The sequence below is a fragment of the Mesorhizobium sp. M0276 genome, assembly GCF_040321755.1.
In the GTDB taxonomy this organism is placed as follows: domain Bacteria; phylum Pseudomonadota; class Alphaproteobacteria; order Rhizobiales; family Rhizobiaceae; genus Mesorhizobium.
In genome coordinates, this window is record NZ_JAMYSC010000017.1 from 112,520 (window position 1) to 129,209 (window position 16,690).

Here is a 16,690-nt window from a genome sequence, read left to right on the forward strand (position 1 = left end):
ACCGGCGTTTGGCGGCTATTACTTCAAAGCCCTGATCGCATAGTCGATCAGGTCGTCGGGCATCGCCCGGTTGGTCTTGGCAAGGCATTGCGCCACCATCTGCGGATGGCACAGAATGACGGTCGAGGCGCCGAAGCACCGAGACGCGATCACCGGATCCTGTTCCCTGAACTCGCCGGCCTCGATGCCGTCGCGGATCACGTCCGCAAACAGGTCGTGAATGCTGTCGACATGCTTGTCGATGACGCCCCAGTCCCGTTCGAGTGCGACGACGACAATCTCGTGGACCTTCTGCTCGTCGAGCATGACTTCCGTCGTCATCTTGTATTGGGCATGTATGTAGCGCCGAAGCCGCTCCTCGGCGCTGATCGGCAGGTGGGCAATATCGTAGGCCATCTTATAGATCGCGCCGCGAATCCGACCGCAGACCGCCTGTTGGATTTCCAACTTTGAAGCGAAGAAGCGGTAGATGTTGGCCGGCGACATGCCGAGTTCGCGGGCGATGTCGGCGACATTGGTCTTGCCGTAGCCGTAGTGGCGGAACAAGCGCTCGGCGCAATCGAGAATGCGCGTCACATTTTCCTGTCGGGCGGCGTCGGCGACGATGGTGGCGGCTTCGGACATGACCTCTGTTGCTTTACGAATGACGAATTTCAATTTTCGTCACTCGTAAATCGAAACGAGTGACCTGTCAATGCGATTTCGGCGTACTTGTACGATTGTTGACAGATGGTGACATTCGATAGACGTCACGAAGCCACCAGAGGATGCGGACTGTAGAGAATATTTTCCGCGAGAGACTGTCGGCGATTCAGGCGACCTTTGCCATTTCGCGCAGCCGGAACTTCTGAATCTTGCCGGTCGAGGTCTTCGGGATTTCGGCGAAGATCACCGCCTTCGGCACTTTGAAGCGGGCAAGCAGCGCGCGGCAGTGTTCGATGATCTCGGCCTCGGTCGCCGACTTGCCGGGCTTCAATTCGACATAGGCGACGGGCACCTCGCCCCATTTGTCGTCGGGCCTGGCGACGACGCCGCAAGAGGCGACAGAGGGATGCTTGTAGAGCGCATCCTCGACCTCGATCGAGGAGATATTCTCGCCCCCCGAGATGATGATGTCCTTGGAGCGGTCCTTGAGCTGGATATAGCCGTCGGGATGCATGACGCCGAGATCGCCGGAATGGAACCAGCCGCCGGCAAAGGCCTCATCGCTCGCCTTGCGGTTCTTCAGATAGCCCTTCATGACGATGTTGCCGCGGAACATGACCTCGCCGATGGTCTCGCCGTCCGCCGGCGTCGTCCGCATCGTCTCGGGATCCATGATGGTCAAGCCTTCGAGTGCCGCATAGCGTACGCCCTGCCGTGCCTTCTTGGCGCTGCGTTCGCCCTTTTCGAGATCGTCCCAGGCGCCGTGCCATTCGTTGACGACCGCCGGGCCGTAGGTCTCGGTGAGACCGTAGAGATGGGTGACGGCGAAGCCGGCGTCGGCCATCCCCGACAGCACGGCTTCCGGCGGCGGTGCGGCGGCCGTGTTGAAGGTGACCGTCTGCGGGAATTCCCGCTTGTCCCCGTCCTTCGCATTGATCAGCACCGACATGACGACCGGTGCGCCGCATAGATGGGTGACGCCATGATCGGCAATCGCATCGTAGATCGGCTTCGGCCGCACCCAGCGCAGGCAGACATGGGTGCCGGCCTGGACGGCGAGCGTCCAGGGAAAGCACCAGCCATTGCAGTGGAACATCGGCAGCGTCCACAGATAGACCGCATGCTTGGCCATGCCGGCATGGATGGTGTTGGTGTAGGCCATCAGGGCGGCACCGCGGTGATGGTACACCACGCCCTTCGGATTGCCCGTGGTGCCCGACGTGTAGTTGAGCGAGATCGCGTCCCACTCGTCGTCGGGCATCGACCAGGCGAAATCCGCATCACCACCGGCGACAAAGGCCTCATAGTCGAGCGAGCCAATCCGCTCGCCTTTTGGGTACGGCGCGTCGGCGGCGTAGTCGGGATCGTCATAGTCGATGACCAGCGGCTTGACCTTGGCCAGTTCCAGGGCCTGTTTGATGACACTGGAGAACTCGCGGTCGACGATCAGCACCTTGGTCTCCGCGTGGTCGAGTTGGAAGGCGATGACCGCGGCATCGAGGCGTGTGTTGAGCGAATGCAGCACCGCTTTGGTCATCGGCACGCCGAAATGCGCCTCCAGCATCGGCGGCGTGTTGGACAGCATGACGGTGACCGTGTCGCCCTTGCCGATGCCGCGTTTCTGAAGCGCCGAGGCAAGCTTCAGCGAGCGCTGCCAGAAATCGCGATAGTCGATGCGCTGGCGGCCGTGGATGATGGCGATATGGTCGGGATAGGTCCTGGCCGCGCGCTCCAGATAGGTGAGTGGCGTCAGCGGCTGGTGGTTGGCCGCATTCTTGTCGAGATCCTGTTCGTAAGGATTGCCCATCCCCATACTCCCCGCGTTCTTTCTTTAGACGTTCTAATCACGACCTCGGGCCGCGTCACCATCAACGATGCCCCGTTGGAGCGCATTTGGCGCAATGATGATCCAGATTCGCCGCGCCAAAGGGCATCGCATACCCGTGTCCAGTTTGACTTTTGTCGAGAGCCGTGAATAATGTCAGCCGAGGAGACGGCATGGCGATCAGACCGGCAGAACAACTTATCCACAAGGCCGCCTGGCTTTATTATGCCCATGGCCTGCGGCAGGACCAGGTGGCGAGCCAGCTTAACATTTCCCGTGCCTCGGTCGCCATGTATCTGCGCAAGGCGCGCGAGACCGGCATCGTCAACATCTCGACCTCGACCCAACTTTTCACCGACGATGTGCTGGCACGCAAGCTCGAGGATGCGCTGCGCCTCGACGCCGTCTGGATCGCGCCTGAAAACGACCATATCGCCGACCCATCGACGGAAATCGCCGTGCTGGCGGCAAGCGTCTTTCTCGAACTGGTCAAGAAGGGCGACCGCATTGGCGTCGCCTGGGGCCGCACCGTCTACATGATCGCCGACATCATGTCCTATGCCGACCTGCAGGATGTCACGGTGGTGCAGCTCTGCGGCAATCTCGGCGCGCCCTATTCCTACCGGCCCGATCAATGCACGATGGAAATCGCGCGGCGGCTCAACGCCAAGGGGCTCAATTTCTACGCACCGCTGGTGCTGTCGACGGAAGAGCTGGCGCGCGCGCTGCGTGCCGAACCGGTGATCCGCGAACAATTATCGGGCGTCGGCGAATGCGATCTGGCGCTATACTCGGTCGGCGCGGTCGATGCCGACAGCCATCTGGTCAAATGCGGCGCGCTGACACCAAGTGAAATGGCGGAACTGCGAAAGCAGGGTGCTGCCGGCGTCATTGCCGGGCAGATCATCGACGCCGGGGGCAAAGTGCTCGACTGCAGTTATAACAGGCGGGTGATCTCCGCCGAACTTGCCTCACTGCGCGCCATCGCCCGGCGGCTGATGGTCGTACAGGAGGACAGCAAGTTCGAACCGCTGCTCGCGGCGATCGCCGGTGGCCTTTGCACGCATTTGGTGGTCGGCGCGCGCATGGCGCAGCGGCTCTTGGATCATGCGGCCGCCACGACAGAAAAGGCTTCCTAACAATCAGCACTCCCGTCGCCGTCGCATTGTCATCAAAGCGTCGCGGCATTCCTGTTTCACCATCGAAGACAGCAATTGGACGAAGCGAACATGAAGAACCTGTGGAATGACGATGCAGCCGAAAAGCTCGTTGCCGACTATGCAAGGAAGGGCGTCGGCCGCGACCTGGCCTTGCGCGTCTACACGACGCGGCTGCTGGGCGGTGAACCGAGACTGGTGCTGCATGGCGGCGGCAACACCTCCTGCAAGACGACGGCCGTCGATCTTGTCGGCGACGAGTGGGACGTGCTGTGCGTCAAGGGCAGCGGCTGGGATATGGGCGTCATCGAGCCGCAGGGCCTGCCGGCGGTCAAGCTCAAGCCACTGCTCAAGGCGCGCGCGCTGAACAAACTGGCCGACGAGGACATGGTCGCGCTGCAGCGCGTCAACCTCATCGATCCGTCGTCGCCAAACCCTTCGGTCGAGACGCTGCTGCATGCCTTCCTGCCACACAAATTCGTCGACCACACGCACTCGACCGCCATTCTCGCCATCGTCGACCAGGAAGACTCCAAGCCGCTGGTGAAGACGGTCTTCGGGAGCAAGATGGGTTACGTGCCCTACATCATGCCCGGCTTCGACCTTGCCAAGGCGGCGGCCGATATCTTCGACGCCGACCCCACGGTCGAGGGCCTGATCCTCGACAAGCATGGCATCTTCACCTTCGGCGACGATGCCAGGCAGGCCTACGACCGGATGATCCACTATGTGAACGTCGCCGAGGACTATATTGCCGCAAGCGGCAAGCCCAAGGTGGCAAAGGCGGCCTTGCCGGCAAAGCTCGCGACACCGGCGTCCATCGCGCCGATGCTGCGTGGTGCCGTTGCCGTGGCTCGCGGCGAAGGCCGCTTCGACCGCATGATCAGCGACTTCCGCACTTCGCCGGCAATCGTCGATTTCATCAATTCGGCCGAGATTGCCGATTATGCCGGACGCGGCGTGTCGACGCCTGATCTGTCGATCCGCATCAAGACCGGACCTATGGCGCTGCCGGCGCCCGATGCCGACAAGGCCGGCGACTACAAGGCGGTGATCAAGGACCATGTCGACGCCTTCGCCAAGGATTACCGCGCGTATTTCGAAGCCAATGATGCGCTCGACGACGTCAAGCGCACCATGCTCGACCAGATGCCGCGGCTGACGCTGGTGCCGGGCCTCGGCATGTTCGGCCATGGCCGCACCTTGAAGGATGCGAAGATCGCGTCGGATGTCGGCGAGATGTGGATCGAGGCGGTGCGCGGCGCCGAGGCGGTCGGCCGGTTCCATCCGCTCTCCAAGGCCGACCTGTTCCCGCTCGAATACTGGTCGCTCGAACAGGCCAAGCTTGCCTCCAACAAGCCGAAGCCGCTGACCGGCCAAGTGGTGCTGATCACCGGCGGCGCCGGCGCAATCGGTGCAGCGACAGCAAAACTGTTCGCCGACAATAGCGCCCATGCCGTTGTCGTCGATCTCGACGCCGAAAGGGCCGCAGAGGCGGCGAAGAAAGCCGGCAACAGTTCGATCGGCGTCGCCGCCGACATTACCGACCCGGCACAGGTGCGCGCCGCTTTCGACAGAGCGGTCGCCGTGTTCGGCGGTGTCGACATCCTAGTCTCCAATGCGGGCGCTGCCTGGGAAGGCCGCATCGGCGAACTCGACGATGCGCTTTTGCGCAAAAGCTTCGAGCTCAACTTCTTCGCCCATCAGTCGGTGGCGCAGAACGCCGTGCGCATCATGCTCGAGCAAGGCACTGGCGGCGTGTTGTTGTTCAACACGTCCAAGCAAGCGGTCAATCCGGGGCCGAAGTTCGGCGCCTATGGCGTGCCGAAGGCAGCGACCCTGTTCCTGTCGAGGCAATACGCGCTCGACTATGGCGCGCATGGCATCCGCTCCAACGCCGTCAACGCCGACCGTATCCGCTCAGGTCTATTGACCGACGCCATGATCGCCAGCCGATCGGGCGCGCGCGGCGTGTCGGAGAAGGACTACATGTCCGGAAATCTGCTCGGCCAGGAAGTGACGGCACAGGACGTGGCGCAGGCATTCCTCCATCATGCGCTGGCTGATCGCACCACCGCCGACGTGACGACGGTCGACGGCGGCAATATCGCGGCGGCGTTGCGGTAGATTGAGAGAGCATCAACCGGCTTGCGTAGCTAGCAATCCGTAGCTACATTGTAGCTCACTCAGAGGAGTTATAACATGGCAACTGATACCGTGGTCCGCGCTCGGATCGATACGGCGACAAAGGATCAGGCAACAGAAGCCCTGGCGGCAATGGGCCTGTCGGTTTCCGACGCCATCCGCCTGCTTCTGGTTCGCGTCGCTGCCGACAAGGAATTTCCCTTTCCGGTGAAGGTGCCTAACGCAACCACTCGAAAGGCCATGGCCGAATTGGAACAGGGCAAGGGCAAGCGTTTCACCTCGGCCGATGAGCTGTTCAAGGATTTGGGCATCTGATGTGCTGACGCCTGTTCGCTCCGGGCAATTCCGTCGCGACGTGAAACGTATGGAGAAGCGTGGCAAAGACCTTGGCAAATTGCGCGAACTGCTCGGCCGGCTGATCGCCGGAGATGAGCTGCCGGCGAGTTATAAGGATCACCCCTTGAAGGGCGACTGGAAAGGCTATCGTGACGCGCACATTGAACCAGACTGGCTCTTGATCTATCGGGTGGCCAGCGACGAATTACAGCTTGCTGGCACCGGCTCTCACTCCGATCTGTTCAATGAGTAGCCCGAAACCGGTCTGCTACAGCACCCTCGTTTGCAAAAAAACGCGCGCGCCCGACATCGACGCGGCCACTCGATCCGCCCAACACCACGACGCCAGTGGTGGTCAGTGGGCATCGAAAAAATGTTCCGGCGACGGCACCGGAGAGGTCTTCCTCGATCAGAACCAGCGGACTGGCTCTACAAATATTCGGCAAGAAGGCCGCCTGCAACAAGCTGCTGCAAGCGGCCTTCGATAGCGACGCCTACTTCGCGTTCGGGTTCGGCATCCAGGCTGGCATCGCGACATCGGCATGGGCGAACTGCGGCAGCTTGGCTGACAGATCCTCCATGTTCTTGATGTCCTTGTCGATGAGGTCCTTCTGGGTGATCAGCGTCGGCGGCACGATAACGTTGTGGCCGGGGTCTTCACCGGCCAGCAGCTGCGCCAGCGCGCGCACCGAGACCTGGCCGACGACGGCCGGGTTGGTGGCGGCGGTCGCCGCCCAGGCGCTGTCGGGCTCGCGCATCGCCGAAATATCCGAGGTCGAGATGTCGGCCGAATAGATCTTGATGCCCTTGTTCAAACCCGCTTCGTCGACGGCGATCTTCACGCCCTTGGCGAATTCATCATAGGGGGCGAACATCACCTTGATGTCGGGATGGGCCGACAGCACCGAGCGCGCCTGGTTGGCGACGGAATTGGCGATCGGATTGTCGAGCGTGCCGAACATCGCGACTTCCTTGATGCCGGCATACTTCTTCTTCACGTCGACCCAGGTCTCGTTGCGGCGGTCGAGCGGCGCGATACCGGCGACATAGACATAGCCGGCATCCCAGCTCTCGCCATTGTCCTTGACCGCCTGCTCAAGCGCGAGGCGGGCCAAGTCGCGGTCGGACTGTTCGACCTGCGGGATCTTGGGGTTCTCGACATTGACGTCGAAAGCCACAACCTTGATGCCTGCGTCGACCGCACGCTGCGCGGCGTCCTTCATCGATTCCGTCAGGCCGTGCTGGATGATGATCCCCTGAACGCCGAGCGCAATGGCCTGGTCGACCATGTCGGATTGAAGCGCGGCGTCCTGGCGGCTGTCGAGCACGCGCAGGTCGATGCCGAGCGCCTTCGACTGTGCCTCCACGCCGCTGAGATAGGCCTGGAAGAAGTCACCGGTCGAGAGATAACGCACCAGCGCGATCTTGACGCCGGGCTTGTCGAAAGGCGCCGGCTTGTCGGCGGCCAGGGCCGGGAACTGCATCAGCATGGTTGCGCCGGCCAATCCGAGCGCCACCTTCCCCAGAAGTCTTCTTGTAATGCTCACTTGTTTTCCTCCACTCTTGTTGAACCCAAAATCCTGTTCCGGTCGAAACTACCTCCTGCCCCTGCCCGAAAGCGCAAAGGTGAAGACAAGGGCGACGACCAGAACCACGCCCTTGACGAAATCCTGCGTGTAGTAAGGCGCGTTCATCATCGTCAGGCCTTGCAGCAAGATGCCGACGAACAGCGCGCCGATGGCGGTGCCGAAGGCGTTCGGCTTGGCGGCACCGAGCACCGCGTAGCCGATCAGCGCCGCGGCAACAGCATCGAGCAGCAGATTATTACCCGAGGCGATGTCGCCGCGTCCAAGCCGGGCGGCGAGCAATATGCCGCCGATCGAGGCAAAAACTCCTGAAATGACGTAGGCCCAGATCTTGTATGCCTTGACAGGCGCACCGGCGAGTTCGGCGGCGCGCTCGTTGCTGCCGACCGCATACATCATGCGGCCGAAACGGGTGTATTCGAGGAAGAACCAGATCAGCACGGCGAGCACGAGCAGCACCACCACCGACACCGGTATGAGGTTGGGGATGAAGAAATCGAAGCGGTGGCGGCCAAGCGCGAGGAAGGCGTCAGAGAATTTACCGTTGGCGACCGAACCGTCCGGCATGGTCATGCCTGTGGCGATCGAGCGGCCTTCAGTCGGGATGCGCTGCAGGCCGACGAGCAGGAACATCATGCCGAGCGTTGCCAGCAGATCGGGCACGCGCATGTAGACGATCAACCAGCCGTTGATCAGGCCGACAATGGCGCCTATCAGCAGGCAGACGACGACCGCGACAAAAGCGTTCTGCTCCAGCACCACCATGACATAGGCGGCGGCCATCATGGCTGATGTAGCGACCGAGCCGATCGACAGGTCGAAGCCGCCAACGACGAGCGTCGCGGTGACGCCGAGCGCCAGCACGCCGGTGATGGCAACAGACTGGAAGATGAAGACGGCACTTTGCGGCGAGACGAAACCGTCGGCGGCGACCGCGAAATAGGCGACGAGCCCGAACAAGAGCACGATGAACCCATAGCGGATGGCATGGTCGCGCAACGTCATTCAGCGCTCCCACGCGCCGCTGCCGTCTTTACCCAACTCGAACCCATTGTCTCTCCATTCCAATTCCTATTCACCGCCACGCTCAGGCGGCGCTGTGCAGCCGCCCACCAGCGACTTCGGCCAGCAGCCGATCGAGATCGACTTCGGCATTGCGGTGTTCGCCGACGATGGTCTGCTCCGACATCACCAGGATGCGGTCGGCGGTCTCCAGCGCCTCGTCGAGTTCTGTGACGAACAACAGCGTGGCGCGGCCGTTGGCACTTGCCCTGAGCTTGGCGGCAATATCGCGCCGCGCGGAAATGTCGACGCCCTGAAACGGCTCGTCCAGAATGAACAGCCTTGCATCCTGCGCCATCCAGCGGGCGACCATCACCTTCTGCTGGTTGCCGCCGGACAGCTCCGACATCTCGTCCTTCTCGGAGCGGCAGACGATGCCCAGTTCCTGTATCTGCCGGCGAGCCGTGGCGCGTTCGAGACGGCGCTTGAGAACAGCGAAACGCGACATGCATTTGTGAAACGGCAGGCTGATATTCTCCTGGATGTTGAAGCCGCCGACGATGCCGTTCTCGCCGCGGTCCTTGGCGACAAGGAACACTCCGGCGGCGATCGCCTCACCCGTTGATCGCGGCGCATAAGGCTTGCCGTTCATCGTCATGGTGCCGGAAAGCGGCCTACGCACGCCAAAAAGCGTCTCGGCGAGTGCTGTCTTGCCGACGCCGACGAGGCCGGTGATGGCAACGACCTCGCCGTCTCCGAGCGTCAGCGAGATCGGCCGGGCACCTGGCGCGATGCGCAGGCCCTCGATCGTCAGGATTGCCTTGGCCGAATTCCTGACAACGATCTGGTCGAGATGGATCTTGCGGCCGAGCATGGCGTTGACCGCGCCTTCATAGTCGAGTGGCTTCTTGTCGAAGATGCCTGAGATGATCCCGTCGCGCATCGAGACGATGCGATCGGCCAGCCGCCTGATGTCAGACATGCGATGCGAGATGTAGAGGATCGCCACGCCTTGCTCGCGCAGCCTGTCGATCAGCGCAAACAGCCGATCAGCCTCGGTGCTGGAGAGCGATGAGGTCGGCTCGTCGAGGATCAGCACTTTCGGCTGGTGCGCCAGCGCACGGGCAATCGCCACCATCTGGCGATCGGCCAGCGAAAGATCGCTTACCCGCGCCTTCAGATCGATGGCCAGCCCCATGCGGTCGGCGACCGCCTTGGCCTCCCGGCGCACGCGCACCGGATTGAACAGGGTCGGCGCGCCGCTGCCGCTCAGCCTGTCGAGAGTGAGATTGGTAGCAACGTCGAGATCGGCGACGACACCGTCATTGATGTTCTGGTGAACGGTGACGACGCCGGCGCGGATCGCCTCGGCCGGCGTTTTCGGGGCGAAATCCTGGTCGGCGAGCGCCATCGTGCCGCCACCGCGTTCGTAGACGCCGGAAATGATCTTGACGAGGGTGGATTTGCCGGCGCCGTTGGCGCCCATCAGCACGGTCGCTTCGCCCGCATGCAATTCGAGCGAGACGCCGCCAAGCACCTCGTTATGGCCAAAGGATTTCCTCAGTCCCTCTACGCGGAACACGGCATTGCCGACCATGCGTTCCTCCCTGACATGACGCTATGGGCTGTATCGGCAATTGTCAACACGATTGACAATTGCCAGAGCGCTTCCTAGCTTGGCCCGACCGCCATGCCTCGATTATGTTCGGGGCGCGCATATGCGGGAGGATGACGATGACTGAAGACTTGCCGTTCGAAGCCCTGTCGGTCGAAACCTTGGCTGCCCGCCTCGGCACAAACGACGCGCTGTGCGCGAAGATCGGCAATGACACCACACGCTGGAAGGTCCGCGAGGTCGGTGACGGCAATCTCAACCTCGTCTTCATCGTCGAGGGCGCCAGCGGTGCGGCGGTGGTCAAGCAGGCCCTGCCCTATGTCCGTCTGGTCGGCGACAGCTGGCCGCTGCCCCTAAAGCGCTCCTTCTTCGAATATCATGCACTGACAAGGCAAGAAGCGCGCGCGCCGGGCTCGGTGCCGGCGATCCATTATTTCGACGAAAGCCAGGCGCTGATCATCATGGAATATCTAGCGCCGCCGCACATCATCCTGCGCCGCGCGCTGATCGAAGGCCGGCAATTGCCGAACATTGCTCGGGATATCGGCCTGTTCATGGCCCGCACCCTGTTTCGCGGCTCCGACCTGCACATGGCGGCCAAAGACCGCAAGGCGGATCTGGCGCTGTTCGCCGACAATGTCGAACTCTGCGATATCACCGAGAACCTGGTGTTCTCCGATCCCTATTTCGACGCGAGGATGAACCGCCATACCTCGCCGCAGCTCGACGGCCTCGTCGCCGAACTGCGCGCCGACCGCGACCTCAAGGTCGAGGCGCAGCGGCTCAAGCACATCTTCGCCGCCAATGCCGAAACGCTGCTGCATGGCGACCTGCATTCCGGCTCGATCATGATCACCGACACGGAAACCCGGATGATCGATCCGGAATTCGCTTTCTACGGTCCGATGGCCTTCGATGTCGGCATGCTGCTCGCCAATTTCTGGATGTCGTTCTTCTCGCAACGCGGGCACGAGCAGGAAGGAAAGCGCGATGCCATGCGCGCCTATCTGCTCGAGGTGACGGTCGAGACCTGGTCAGTGTTCCGCGCCGAGTTCTCGCATCTGTGGCGCACCGAACGCACCGGCATGCTCTATCAGAAGAGCCTGTTCGAGGATCAGGGCGACAGGCTCGGTGCCGAGCAGGCACTCGACCATGTGCTGCACCAGATCTGGACTGACCTGCTCGGCTTTGCCGGCATCGAGGTGCACCGGCGCATCCTCGGCCTCGCCCACAATGCCGACTTCGAGACCATTGCCGACGAGGATTTGCGCGCCAGTTGTGAAGCAAAGGCGCTGAAATTCGGCCGTCACATCGCCGTCAACCGGCGCCATATCCACAGCATCGACGAGGTCAATCAACTGGCCGCGCTGATCGAACAGGAGAGCAGCATTTGAACGTCGGCGACCGCCATTATCGCACCATCTGGCTGAGCGACGACGGGCGTTCGGTGGAGATCATCGACCAGCGCTGGCTGCCGCATGATTTCCGCATCGAGACGATCGGCACGGTTGCCGGCATCGCCATTGCTATCCGCGACATGTGGGTGCGCGGCGCGCCATTGATCGGCGTCACCGCCGCCTATGGCGTCGCCATGCAGATGGCGGACGATCCCTCCGATGCGGCGCTCGATGCCGCGTGGGAGACGTTGCACGAGACGCGCCCGACCGCGATCAATCTGCGCTGGGCGCTGGACGAGATGCGGCGCTTCCTGCGGCCGCTGCCAGCAGAGCAACGCGCCGAAGCCGCCTACCGACGCGCCAGTGAGATCGCCGACGAGGATGTCGGCCTCAACCGCGCCATCGGCGAGAATGGTCTCGGCATCATCAAGGCGATCGCGGCGCGCAAGCAGCAGGGCGAACCGGTCAACATCCTGACCCACTGCAATGCCGGCTGGCTGGCCACCGTCGACTACGGCACCGCCACCGCGCCGATCTATCTGGCCACCGAGGCCGGCATTCCTGTCCACGTCTATGTCGATGAGACGCGGCCACGCAACCAGGGCGCCCAATTGACCGCATGGGAGATGGCCGGCCACGGAGTGCCGCACACGCTGATCGTCGACAATGCCGGCGGCCATCTGATGCAGCGCGGCGCAATCGACATGGTCATCGTCGGCACCGACCGCACGACTGCCAATGGGGATGTCTGCAACAAGATCGGCACCTACCTGAAGGCGCTCGCCGCCGCCGACAATGATGTGCCGTTCTATGTCGCGCTGCCGTCGCCGACCATCGACTGGACGGTGCATGACGGCCTGGCCGAAATCCCGATCGAGCAGCGCTCTTCCGACGAGGTGTCGCTGGTCTGGGGCAAGACCGCCAGCGGCGAGATTGCCCAGGTGCGCATTTCTCCGGAGACGACGCCCGCGGCAAACCCGGCTTTCGACGTGACGCCGGCGCGGCTGGTGACCGGCCTGATCACCGAACGCGGCGTCGCCAAGGCATCGCGCGAGGGCCTGAAGGCGATGTTTCCCGAGCGCGGGTAAGAACCGGCCGTCGAACCCTCAATACAGCGGCTTGGCCATATGCCTTGGCGTTGGCCACTCGGTGGTGGTGCCGGGCTGCACCGGCCGCTCGAGATAAGTCGACAGCACCACATAGCTGCGGGTCGAGGTGACACCAGGCGTCTCGTAAAGGCGGGACAGCAGTCCTTCGAGTGCCCTGGTGTCCTCGGTGCGGACCTTGAGCAGCATGCAGCTGTCACCGGCGACCGAATGGATCTCCTCAACTTCCGGATACTCCGAGACCGCCATCAGTTCTGGGGTCTTTCCCCAGCCCTTGGTGTCGATATGGACAAAGGCAAGCAAAGGCTTTTTCACCGCCCGGGGATCGATGATCGCCGCGGTGTTGCGGATGGCGCCGCTGCGCCGAAGGCGTTTGACGCGCTCGTGCGCGGCAGGAGGCGACAAGCCCACGCGATCGCCCAGTTCGGCGTAGCTGATCGTGGCGTCATCGACCAGGACGCCTAATATTCTTCGGTCTGTCGCGTCGAGGTCGCGGGTCGCAGCCTTGTTCAGCGGAATACCATCTGTTTCTTCATCCATGGCCAATTCCCGATTGCAGCTGAATAAAATACGGCGATCATGACGATATGTCGAACGCAGATCAAGTTGCATCACTGGCGCCAAGCGCCCGCGCCCCTATCCCGGCGCTTGCTTACCTGCTGACCGGCTGCATTGCGGTCATCGGATCGAACTCGCTTGTGCTGGGCCCGATAGCTCCGGCGGTGGCCTCGTCTTTCGCAACCAGCGTGCCGGCCGTGATGATCGCGGCGGCCGCGTTCGGCCTCGGCACCTCCGCAAGCGCCCTGTTCCTGGCCCGCTACATCGACCGGCTCGGTGCACGCCGGATGCTGCAGGGCGCATTGCTGTTGCTGGCGATCGCGCTGGTCGCAAGTGCGATAGCGCCTACGGTGGTCATGCTGATCGCGGCACAGTTGCTTGCGGGCATCGCTGCAGGCATCGCCATGCCGGCGATCTACGCAAGTGCGGCCGCCATCGCGCCGCCCGGCCGTGAAAGCGGCACGATCGGCGTCGTGCTGACCGGATGGACGCTCAGCATGGTGGCCGGTGTTTCGCTTTCGGCGGTGCTTGCCGATCTCGTGCATTGGCGCGCCGTTTTCGCAGCAGTCGCTCTGCTGGCGGTGCTTGCATTGGCCGGCCTCTCACTCTCCTCGCTAAACGATGTCAGGAAAAGCGGCCCGGCACCGACCCCGCTGGACGCGCTCGGCATTGCCGGCATCGTCCCGCTGCTCATTGCCTGCGCCGCATTCATGACCGCCTTCTATGGTGTCTATGGCTATCTCGGCGACCACCTTCACGTCGGGCTGGGAGAGCCGGTCAGCGCCAATGGGCTCGCCGCACTCGCCTATGGCATCGGGTTCGGTACCGCTGCTCTCCTCGACGGCATCATCGATCGGCTGGGTGCACGACGCGTCATGCCATTCGCCTATCTGCTGGTCGCCGTCGTTTATGTCGCCATGGCCGCGACGAGCGGCAGTTTCGGGCTGACCTTGACCATGGTGGCGGTCTGGGGACTGGCCAATCATTTCGGCCTGAATGTTCTGGTGATGCGCCTGTCGGCACTCGATCCGTCGCGACGCGGCACGATCATGGGCTTGAACAGCGCGGTGACCTATCTAGCCGTCTTTGTCGGCACAACGAGCTTCGGACCGCTTTATTCCAGCTTTGGTTTTGCGACATGCGCGGCGGTAGCGGCAGTGCTGATGCTGGTTGCGGCGTCGGCGGCGGCGTGGCGCCGAACCAATTGACAGACTGTCTTGGTCATCGGCTCTTCGTCCGGTTGACAGCGGCACCCCTGCCCTTCCATACAAAGCCGTCAAAGTTCTCAGGGCGGGGTGAAAGTCCCCACCGGCGGTAAGGGTTTCGGCCCAAGCCCGCGAGCGCCTTCCGGTTGTCGGAGGGGTCAGCAGATCCGGTGTGATTCCGGAGCCGACGGTTAGAGTCCGGATGGAAGAGAACGAAACGGAAGCCGGCCCGCTTTTCGCGGGCTTAATCCGTATCGTGCGTCCTGATTCTGGTTCGAAACGGAAGGATGGACCCATGAATCAGCATTCCCATAAAGACTATGAAACTGTTCGCATCGCCGTCATTCGCGCGCGCTGGCATGCGGATATCGTCGACCAGTGCGTGCAGGCCTTCGAAGCGGAACTGGCTGACATCGGAGGCGAGCGCTTCGCCGTCGATGTCTTCGACGTGCCCGGCGCCTACGAGATCCCGCTCCACGCCAAGACTCTGGCCGGGACCGGCCGCTATGCCGCGATCCTCGGCACCGCCTTTGTCGTCAATGGCGGCATCTATCGCCACGAATTCGTCGCGAGCGCTGTCATCGACGGGATGATGAACGTGCAACTGTCGACCGGTGTGCCTGTGCTGTCGGCGGTGCTCACCCCGCACAACTACCACGACAGCGCCGAGCACCACCGCTTCTTCTTCGAGCACTTCACGGTCAAGGGCAAGGAAGCGGCCAATGCCTGCGTGCAGCTCCTGGCGGCGCGGGAATTGATCGCGGCCTGACCAAAGAGCCCGGATTTCAGCCCTGCAACAAGAATTGCGATCGAGAAGACCCGTGAAGGTTGCGGTTCCGCTGAAATCCGGCCAGAAGCATCAAGGGCCGGCCGGCTAACCGGTCGGCCCGCGACGTTGCGCTTGAAACCAGATACGGGAGACTATTGGGTGGCTCGCATAACACTGAGACAATTGCTCGACCACGCTGCCGAATACGGCTACGGCGTGCCCGCCTTCAACATGAACAATATGGAACAGGGCCTCGCCATCATGGAGGCCGCCGAGGAGACCAAATCGCCGGTCATCCTGCAGGCAAGCCGCGGCGCGCGGGCCTATGCCAATGACGTTGTGCTGGCCAAGCTGATCGACGCGCTGGTCGAAATCCATCCCGACATTCCGGTCTGCATGCATCTCGACCATGGCAACAACGAAGCCACATGCGTCACCGCGATCCAGTACGGCTTTACTTCCGTCATGATGGACGGGTCGCTGAAGGAAGACGGCAAGACGCCTGCCGACTACGCCTACAATTCCGGCATCACCAAGCGCGTCGTCGACATGGCGCATTGGGGCGGCGTGTCCGTCGAAGGCGAGATCGGCGTGCTCGGCTCGCTGGAGAGCGGCGGCGGCGAGCAGGAAGACGGCCACGGCATCGAAGGCGCGATCAGCCACGACCAGTTGCTGACCGACCCCGAACAGGCGGTGGAGTTCGCTAGGGACACCCATGTCGATGCTCTGGCGGTTGCCATGGGCACGAGCCACGGCGCCTATAAATTCTCGCGCAAGCCGGACGGCGCGGTGCTGGCCATGAATGTCATCGAGGAAATCCACCGCCGCCTGCCCAACATGCATCTGGTGATGCACGGCTCGTCCTCGGTGCCGGAGGATCTGCAGGAGATCATCAACAAATATGGCGGCCAGATGAAGCCGACCTGGGGCGTCCCGGTCGAGGAGATCCAGCGCGGCATCAAGCACGGCGTGCGCAAGATCAACATCGACACCGACAACCGCATGGCGCTGACCGGAGCCATCCGCAAGGTGCTGACCGAGAACCCGAGCGAGTTCGATCCGCGCAAATATCTGACGCCGGCCATGGCCGCGATGCGCAAGCTCTGCAAGGAGCGCTTCGAACAGTTCGGCACCGCCGGCAACGCGCAGAAGATCAAGCCGCTGCCGGTCGCGGAGATGGCCAAGCGGTATAAGTCAGGCAGTCTCGATCCGAAGTTCGGATAGCCTGCCTTGGCGGTTCTCCCTTCTCCCCTTGTTGTGCAGGGCTGTCCGGGGAAAGTTTTGAGTGAATCGAAATGCCGCATGTGCATGCCCCGTAAAACGGGGTTTGTCCGTCTTCTCTCT

At 62.5% G+C, this 16,690-nt stretch carries 15 protein-coding genes and 1 riboswitch; of the genes, 9 read left to right on the forward strand and 6 right to left on the reverse strand.

Annotated elements, in window-relative coordinates:
* Window positions 1–18: 18 nt before the first annotated feature.
* Both NKJ01_RS15875 and NKJ01_RS15880 read right to left on the reverse strand, forming a co-directional pair.
* Window positions 19–624, reverse strand: a complete 606-nt coding sequence (locus NKJ01_RS15875; protein WP_352729230.1) for a TetR/AcrR family transcriptional regulator — start codon at window positions 622–624, stop codon at window positions 19–21.
* 187 nt (window positions 625–811) lie between these two features.
* Complete coding sequence (locus NKJ01_RS15880) at window positions 812–2,452, reverse strand: acyl-CoA synthetase (protein WP_352729232.1); 1,641 nt, start codon at window positions 2,450–2,452, stop codon at window positions 812–814.
* A 191-nt stretch (window positions 2,453–2,643) separates the two neighbouring features.
* On the opposite strand from NKJ01_RS15880, the gene NKJ01_RS15885 reads away from it, so the two are divergent.
* The 4 genes from NKJ01_RS15885 to NKJ01_RS15900 all read left to right on the forward strand — a co-directional run bounded on the left by NKJ01_RS15885 (window position 2,644) and on the right by NKJ01_RS15900 (window position 6,361).
* Window positions 2,644–3,609: a sugar-binding transcriptional regulator gene (locus NKJ01_RS15885; RefSeq protein WP_352729234.1), complete on the forward strand. Its 966-nt coding sequence runs from the start codon at window positions 2,644–2,646 to the stop codon at window positions 3,607–3,609.
* Between the two features lie 90 nt (window positions 3,610–3,699).
* On the forward strand, window positions 3,700–5,754 hold the full coding sequence (locus tag NKJ01_RS15890; RefSeq protein WP_352729264.1) for a bifunctional aldolase/short-chain dehydrogenase: 2,055 nt from the start codon (window positions 3,700–3,702) through the stop codon (window positions 5,752–5,754).
* Window positions 5,755–5,829: 75 nt separating this feature from the next.
* Complete coding sequence (locus tag NKJ01_RS15895) at window positions 5,830–6,087, forward strand: type II toxin-antitoxin system RelB/DinJ family antitoxin (protein ID WP_352729236.1); 258 nt, start codon at window positions 5,830–5,832, stop codon at window positions 6,085–6,087.
* 1 nt (window position 6,088) lies between these two features.
* On the forward strand, window positions 6,089–6,361 hold the full coding sequence (locus tag NKJ01_RS15900; RefSeq protein ID WP_352729238.1) for a type II toxin-antitoxin system YafQ family toxin: 273 nt from the start codon (window positions 6,089–6,091) through the stop codon (window positions 6,359–6,361).
* A gap of 241 nt (window positions 6,362–6,602) precedes the next feature.
* On the opposite strand, the gene NKJ01_RS15910 is transcribed toward NKJ01_RS15900, so the two are convergent.
* From NKJ01_RS15910 to NKJ01_RS15920, 3 genes are all read right to left on the reverse strand, one after another.
* Complete coding sequence (locus NKJ01_RS15910) at window positions 6,603–7,655, reverse strand: substrate-binding domain-containing protein (RefSeq protein ID WP_352600511.1); 1,053 nt, start codon at window positions 7,653–7,655, stop codon at window positions 6,603–6,605.
* A 48-nt stretch (window positions 7,656–7,703) separates the two neighbouring features.
* Window positions 7,704–8,699 (reverse strand): ABC transporter permease, encoded by a 996-nt coding sequence (locus NKJ01_RS15915; RefSeq protein ID WP_352729240.1) that lies wholly within the window; start codon window positions 8,697–8,699, stop codon window positions 7,704–7,706.
* 82 nt (window positions 8,700–8,781) lie between these two features.
* A complete protein-coding gene (locus NKJ01_RS15920; protein WP_352729242.1) occupies window positions 8,782–10,293 on the reverse strand; it encodes a sugar ABC transporter ATP-binding protein in 1,512 nt (503 codons plus the stop codon).
* A 137-nt stretch (window positions 10,294–10,430) separates the two neighbouring features.
* On the opposite strand from NKJ01_RS15920, the gene mtnK reads away from it, so the two are divergent.
* Both mtnK and mtnA read left to right on the forward strand, forming a co-directional pair.
* Entirely contained in the window at window positions 10,431–11,705 is a 1,275-nt protein-coding gene (gene mtnK, locus NKJ01_RS15925) for an S-methyl-5-thioribose kinase (RefSeq protein ID WP_352729244.1), read from the forward strand.
* A complete protein-coding gene (gene mtnA, locus NKJ01_RS15930) occupies window positions 11,702–12,796 on the forward strand; it encodes an S-methyl-5-thioribose-1-phosphate isomerase (protein ID WP_352729246.1) in 1,095 nt (364 codons plus the stop codon). The genes mtnK and mtnA overlap by 4 nt, the downstream gene beginning before the upstream one ends.
* A gap of 18 nt (window positions 12,797–12,814) precedes the next feature.
* On the opposite strand, the gene NKJ01_RS15935 is transcribed toward mtnA, so the two are convergent.
* Complete coding sequence (locus tag NKJ01_RS15935; protein ID WP_352729248.1) at window positions 12,815–13,354, reverse strand: Lrp/AsnC family transcriptional regulator; 540 nt, start codon at window positions 13,352–13,354, stop codon at window positions 12,815–12,817.
* A gap of 47 nt (window positions 13,355–13,401) precedes the next feature.
* Between NKJ01_RS15935 and NKJ01_RS15940 the strand changes: the two genes are divergently transcribed.
* The 3 genes from NKJ01_RS15940 (at window position 13,402) to fba (ending at window position 16,570) form a co-directional block, all read left to right on the forward strand.
* Complete coding sequence (locus NKJ01_RS15940) at window positions 13,402–14,580, forward strand: MFS transporter (RefSeq protein WP_352729250.1); 1,179 nt, start codon at window positions 13,402–13,404, stop codon at window positions 14,578–14,580.
* 69 nt (window positions 14,581–14,649) lie between these two features.
* Window positions 14,650–14,795, forward strand: a riboswitch (FMN riboswitch).
* A gap of 77 nt (window positions 14,796–14,872) precedes the next feature.
* Window positions 14,873–15,346 carry a 6,7-dimethyl-8-ribityllumazine synthase gene (locus NKJ01_RS15945; RefSeq protein ID WP_352729266.1) on the forward strand — a complete coding sequence of 158 codons (474 nt, stop codon included), beginning with the start codon at window positions 14,873–14,875 and terminating at the stop codon, window positions 15,344–15,346.
* Window positions 15,347–15,505: 159 nt separating this feature from the next.
* The gene (gene fba, locus NKJ01_RS15950; RefSeq protein ID WP_352600525.1) at window positions 15,506–16,570 is read left to right on the forward strand and encodes a class II fructose-bisphosphate aldolase; all 1,065 of its coding nucleotides are present in this window, start codon (window positions 15,506–15,508) and stop codon (window positions 16,568–16,570) included.
* Window positions 16,571–16,690: the final 120 nt, after the last annotated feature.

Excerpts from the sequence above, each read along its gene's own strand:
- NKJ01_RS15875 (WP_352729230.1), bottom strand. The coding sequence starts at position 624 with ATGTCCGAAGCCGCCACCATCGTCGCCGACGCCGCCCGACAGGAAAAT.
- NKJ01_RS15880 (WP_352729232.1), bottom strand. The coding sequence starts at position 2,452 with ATGGGCAATCCTTACGAACAGGATCTCGACAAGAATGCGGCCAACCAC.
- NKJ01_RS15885 (WP_352729234.1), top strand. The coding sequence starts at position 2,644 with ATGGCGATCAGACCGGCAGAACAACTTATCCACAAGGCCGCCTGGCTT.
- NKJ01_RS15890 (WP_352729264.1), top strand. The coding sequence starts at position 3,700 with ATGAAGAACCTGTGGAATGACGATGCAGCCGAAAAGCTCGTTGCCGAC.
- NKJ01_RS15895 (WP_352729236.1), top strand. The coding sequence starts at position 5,830 with ATGGCAACTGATACCGTGGTCCGCGCTCGGATCGATACGGCGACAAAG.
- NKJ01_RS15915 (WP_352729240.1), bottom strand. The coding sequence starts at position 8,699 with ATGACGTTGCGCGACCATGCCATCCGCTATGGGTTCATCGTGCTCTTG.
- NKJ01_RS15920 (WP_352729242.1), bottom strand. The coding sequence starts at position 10,293 with ATGGTCGGCAATGCCGTGTTCCGCGTAGAGGGACTGAGGAAATCCTTT.
- mtnK (WP_352729244.1), top strand. The coding sequence starts at position 10,431 with ATGACTGAAGACTTGCCGTTCGAAGCCCTGTCGGTCGAAACCTTGGCT.
- NKJ01_RS15935 (WP_352729248.1), bottom strand. The coding sequence starts at position 13,354 with ATGGATGAAGAAACAGATGGTATTCCGCTGAACAAGGCTGCGACCCGC.
- NKJ01_RS15940 (WP_352729250.1), top strand. The coding sequence starts at position 13,402 with ATGTCGAACGCAGATCAAGTTGCATCACTGGCGCCAAGCGCCCGCGCC.
- NKJ01_RS15945 (WP_352729266.1), top strand. The coding sequence starts at position 14,873 with ATGAATCAGCATTCCCATAAAGACTATGAAACTGTTCGCATCGCCGTC.